A 3,824-nucleotide genomic window follows, 5' to 3' on the forward strand; every position below is an offset into this window, starting at 1 on the left:
GCGGCGATCAAGTCGGTCAACCAGAGCTGCGGTTGGCGTGTTTCCAGTAATCCCTGCATTTTGGCCGCCGCCCGGCTTACCTTAGACGTTAGCCAGCGGAGCACCTTTATGACGACGTATTTGCACACAACTCAAACGTGCGCCGTTTGTGGCACAAGCGTGTCCTGCTCAGTGCTCGGCAGCACCAACACATTTGGCAGCCCAGACCTCGATTTACGGCCAGCCGAGATGCAGAGATCAACAATGGGTGCGTGGCTTCAAGAATGTCCGCAATGTCGTTTTGTAAACGGCAATCTTGAGGAGGCCGTACCTAATGCCCAAGCCGTTCTGGCATCCATTCAATACGAGCAGATCGTCGCCGATACCGTCATGCCGGAACTGGCTCGAAAATTTGCTCGTCATGCGTTGCTGAACGCCGACGACAAAGAGAAGGCTGGTCTCGCACTGCTTCGTTCCGCTTGGGTATGCGATGACGAGGGGGCTGTTGATGGCGCCATCACGTATCGAAGCCAAGCGGCTGATTTCCTCTTATCACTTCAGCCTTTCGATGATACCGAAGAGCGGGCAACTCTTGGTACAGCGCTCATTGACGTATTGCGCCGAGCCTTGCGATTCTCGGAGGCCAAAGCACTGTCAGCTACGCTTCTGTTGCTGAGGTCAGTGTCGTCAAATGAAATAATTGGCAAGGTGCTTCAACATCAATCTAGGCTATGCGATTCAAAGAACACGGACTGTCATACCGTAGAGGATGCAATTAAGGCGGGCTAACATTCGGTTCAACCGGAGCTGCGGTTGGCGTGTTTCCAGTAATCCCTGCGTTTTGGCCGCCGCCCGGTTACCTTCGTCGTTCGGCGGCAAGACATGGGATTTCTCACGACCGACACGCGCAGCAGCATGACGGGCATCTCGGTGTCGCGCCGGGATCATGCCTTTCATACGACCGTTTTTGACTCCGGAGGTGTTCAATGCGTTTCGTGTACCTTGGCCATTTCACCCTCCTCATCGCCTGTAGCTCCGCCTTGAGCCAACCGCCGCGCCCGGCCCCCGCCCGGGCCGACGAGCCCGTGGCGAAGTCATTCTCTCTCGACAAGGGCGTTGACTTTCTCGACAACGTCACCCTGTCCTGGGTGCGCAGCAACCAGTGCTTCAGCTGCCACACCGGCTACCCGTACTTGCTGGCCCGGACGAGCATCGGCGACCCCAAGGCGGCCGGCCTCCGGGAAGCGCGGGAGTTCCTGGAAGACCGTGTCGCGGCCTGGGACAAGGGGGGCAAGGGCAAGGGCTATCTCAAGGGAGAGGGCATCATCGAGAAGACCGAGGGCGTGACAGAGGTCGTAGCCATCGCCGCGACCTTGGCCCTGCACGACGCCCAGACCACTCGCAAGCTCCAACCGGCCACGCGCACCGCCCTGTCCCGCATGTGGGAGCTACAGCAGGCCGACGGCGCCTGGACCTGGAACAAGGAGGACCTGGCTCCCCTGGAATACGACGATTACTTCGGAGCTGTGTACGCCGCGCTGGGCGTCGGCCACGCCCCGGAAGGCTACGCCCGGAGCGACGAGGCCAAGGAAGGTGTCACCCGGTTGGTGCGCTACTTCGAGAAGACGCCGGCCCCGGATCTGCACCACAAGACATACCTTTTGTGGGCCTCGCTGGGCCTCGATGGCCTGATGGACAAGGCCGAGCGCCAGCGCACGGTCAACGCGCTGCTGGCCCTCCAGCGCGAGGACGGCGGCTGGAGCCTCCCCTCGCTGGGAACCTGGAAGCGCCTCAACGGCAAGCCGCAGGACAAAGACGCGCCTGGCGACGGCTACGCGACGGGCCTGGTGTTGTACGTGCTGCGCCAGGCCGGGGTCGCGGTCACCGAGAAGCCGATCCAGCGCGGGGTCGCTTGGCTGAAGGCCAACCAGCGCGAGTCGGGCCGCTGGTTCACGCGCTCGCTCAACCGCGACAGCCGACATTACGTCTCGAACGCGGGGACGGCGTATGCGATCCTGGCCCTGAAAGCCTGTGAATAAATTGATCAGCCTGCCTAGAGCGGATGGTCATTAAAGGCAAGAAGAAGTAAAAGACAAAGGGAATGCAAACCGTTAACGAATGACTTGGCAGCTTGTTGTTCGTGTTGGTCTTCGGATTTCACCGAACAATCCGTTCCACTCGAGCGGAGCCGTATTCCGCGTGATCAGTGTGCAATGTCCCAATTGCGGCCCCGGCGAGTGAACTTTTTCGTTCGGCTCGGAACATGAATCGTTCTCCGACATTCGTGCTGGCTTTCGCGATCGCACTGACGATTGAGTGGATCGCTCAAGGTGCGGATCCGGCAGAGCCGTTGCTCCGCGAAGTTCCGCCGGGTGTCACAGTCGAAAGCTCCGTGGAAATTCCCGCAGCACAAACGAAGGCGATTGGGCAAAAGCTCGGTGGAGTGATTCAGCGGCTGACGAATTCCTCCGTCCGAGTTCATGGTCGCTCAATTCAAGTGAACGTCATGACGGCGGTTGACCAATCCAACGCCAAAGCGATTCATGCGGCGATTGCGAAAACCAAGTCACAGCCATCCTTCTGTACGCGAAATGGGCACGTCGTCATCGAATACGTCGGCAAGGACATCGACACCGCTCTTGCCATCAAGACGTCGTACGAGTTGCGGCTGCTCCCGAAGCCCGAAGCCGTTCGGTATCGCGTGACCGCGGAACTGGCTACCGTCGAGAAGGCGGACTACATGGCTTGCAACACATTGTTCAATCACTTTCTCGCCTTACAAAACGGTACGAACGCGGATGCCCTACCGCAGATCAGCGCACTTGCAAAGCGATTCACGTTTGGCCGCACTTTGGTGCTAAGTAATCCATCGCTTGATGGTGCATCTGCCAAGCGCACGTTTGACCCGCCCGCCGCAGGGTCGAAGGCGAGCGAGGCCACGATTGCCTATTCCTTTGGCGAACTCGTGACGCGGCAAAACGTCCCCTTTGTGACCGCCACGATAGAAGTCACTGTCGACAAGACAGGCTTCCGGAAAGCGACCGCCCTGCCGCCGGAACAACTAATCACCCGCACGGAATTCTGGCCAGCCGATGATCCGGCAGTCGTCGCGCTGGCACGACAAATCACCGCAGGCAAGACAACCAACGGCGCCAAGGCGATGGCGATCTTGGAGTGGCTGTCGCCCGGACAGAATCTCAAGTACTCCGGCCAAACGGGGTCCCGTTGGGGCACGCGCAAGGTGTTTGCGCAGAAATTCGGGCATTGTTGGGATTTCTCCGACTGCTTCATCACGCTCGCTCGCGCGGCAGGTGTGCCGAGCCGTCAGGTTGCGGGCTGGTTCTACGGCAGCAGCGGCCATGTTTGGGCCGAGTTTTACCGCGAAGGCGAAGGCTGGCAGCAAGTTGATCCCACAGGCGGCGGCAAGCTGATGTGTGGCATCTATCATATTCCGTACTTCTCTTCTGAAGATGGTGAGATGCCGATCGTGTATGTTGCCATGCCCAAGATCGAAACCCTGGAAACGAAATGACCAAGCCTAACCAGAGGATGATGCCGAGCGGAAATGGCGTTCGGGTTTCAAACTGAATTCAGCGTCACCGCCGCCATTTCTACCGGCTTATCCTGGTCGTTGGGCGTCTCGACCGCAGCCCGCAATGAACCGCAAGTCCACCGCATCGACGACTCGCAATCGCCGTTTGATTTTGGAGTCCGCAAGAATCTGATGCAAAGCACCATCCATGGAGTTCCCATGAGAGCCGCCTCCGCATGCTTACTGACGCTTATCGCATTCGTCTGTTTCGTTTCAGCCGATGAATCCAAAAAGGCAAAACCGAAACCACCGG

At 58.9% G+C, this 3,824-nt stretch carries 3 protein-coding genes; all 3 read left to right on the top strand.

The genetic code is table 11. The annotated features are described in order from the left end of the window. Positions 1 to 243 precede the first annotated feature (243 nt). The 3 genes from FJ248_08655 to FJ248_08665 all read left to right on the top strand — a co-directional run bounded on the left by FJ248_08655 (position 244) and on the right by FJ248_08665 (position 3,511). The gene (locus tag FJ248_08655; protein ID MBM4120949.1) at positions 244 to 768 is read left to right on the top strand and encodes a hypothetical protein; all 525 of its coding nucleotides are present in this window, start codon (positions 244 to 246) and stop codon (positions 766 to 768) included. 296 nt (positions 769 to 1,064) lie between these two features. After that, complete coding sequence (locus FJ248_08660; protein MBM4120950.1) at positions 1,065 to 2,018, top strand: terpene cyclase/mutase family protein; 954 nt, start codon at positions 1,065 to 1,067, stop codon at positions 2,016 to 2,018. 224 nt (positions 2,019 to 2,242) lie between these two features. Then, positions 2,243 to 3,511 carry a transglutaminase domain-containing protein gene (locus tag FJ248_08665; protein ID MBM4120951.1) on the top strand — a complete coding sequence of 423 codons (1,269 nt, stop codon included), beginning with the start codon at positions 2,243 to 2,245 and terminating at the stop codon, positions 3,509 to 3,511. Positions 3,512 to 3,824 lie beyond the last annotated feature (313 nt).

It is taken from the genome of Nitrospira sp., from assembly GCA_016873435.1.
GTDB lineage: Bacteria > Nitrospirota > Nitrospiria > Nitrospirales > Nitrospiraceae > VGXF01.

What these genes read in the sequence shown, in the direction of transcription:
- FJ248_08655 (MBM4120949.1), top strand. Translation starts at nt 244, where the DNA reads ATGGGTGCGTGGCTTCAAGAATGTCCGCAATGTCGTTTTGTAAACGGC.
- FJ248_08665 (MBM4120951.1), top strand. Translation starts at nt 2,243, where the DNA reads ATGAATCGTTCTCCGACATTCGTGCTGGCTTTCGCGATCGCACTGACG.